Annotated in this window: 1 protein-coding gene; it reads right to left on the bottom strand. The window is 56.8% G+C overall.

What is annotated here, in order from left to right; genetic code table 11:
* Nucleotides 1-148: 148 nt before the first annotated feature.
* Nucleotides 149-1,078, bottom strand: a complete 930-nt coding sequence (locus ACMTNU_RS20740; protein WP_413937185.1) for a transposase — start codon at nt 1,076-1,078, stop codon at nt 149-151.
* Between the last annotated feature and the right edge of the window lie 93 nt (nt 1,079-1,171).

The raw sequence follows: 1,171 nt of genomic DNA, 5'->3' as shown, positions 1-1,171 counted from the left end.
TGGAGTCATGCTGGATCAAGAGGCGATACGACAGCACCGTTTGAAGCGGCGTCCGTCCGGCCGCGCTTCCAAAGCCCACCCAACATTCAATTGATCCACGCCGCAACGCAAGTGCCACTGAGTTTGCGCTGGCACACCATGATCAAAGCTAAAGTTGGTTTGAAATGCTGAACGCTGCGGGCGCTTCGGCGACTTGGACAGCTGCAAAGCGGCGCAACCAGAACGTTCCCGCTGGAAAAATCGCCTCCAGGCCGGCCAGCCATAGTTTTCGCGCCTTGCGATACGCATCGATGAAGATCTGATTGCGCTGAAGCACCTGTATGCGCGACCTGGTACTTCGCGCCGCTATCCGAGGACGCCGGTTGCGGCGAGACTCATGACTCATCGGAGAGTCACACCACGATTGCCGTAGGACGCGGCGACGTCCAAGGACACGTTTCCCGCTTTCCGCGCGTTGTCGCGCAAACCCAGCTTCCGCGCGTACCACCGAATCGCGCAACTCGTTTAGAAACGCCGGGACGTCGGGGATTTGTCGAGTACCTTCGGGAATGTGAAAGGTAAGCTCGACCTCGCAGGGCATTGCACCGTCGTCACGAAAAAACTTCTCAGGGCGCTCCACTTTGACGGAACGCCCGGAAAGCAACGCATCGAGACCATTGACGCCCGGCCAATCCGCCACGCGCTCGACCAAACCATCCTTGACAGGATTTGTCGCCGAATAAGTCAGCTTGTCGAGGATATCGTTGCGGTCGACCAACTCTACAAGGCACGGCTCTTCCGTCGAAAAGAAGTTCTCCCATCGACCGCGAAGTGCGTTCATGCTGCGCGCAAGCAAGCTGTGAAAGTGCTGAATGAATTCGATGACGTGACCGTGCCGGTCATAGATCACGGTATGATGGTGATTGGAGAGCACGCATGGTAACAGCACCGTGATATCCCATCGTATTGCCGATTCAAGGAGACAGTATTGGAAGATCTGATTGGCATCCGGGCCGGGACACAATAGGAATTGGCGCTGCGCGCACCGGCGCGTGACCATGTAGAAGCGGTCTGGCAAGATCATTCGAGGAGCAGTCATGGCACCGGCGCGTCACGAAGAAGCATAATCCTTGCCATTCGTAACTGCGTGTATCTGCAGTGCTGTTGTCCGAAACGATCCGGATTCCGGTCA

The sequence above is a fragment of the Nitrospira sp. BLG_1 genome (genome assembly GCF_047338595.1).
Taxonomy (GTDB): Bacteria; Nitrospirota; Nitrospiria; order Nitrospirales; family Nitrospiraceae; genus Nitrospira_D.
The sequence above is the reverse complement of the archived record's forward strand: the minus strand, read 5'-3'. Positions and strand labels throughout refer to the sequence as shown.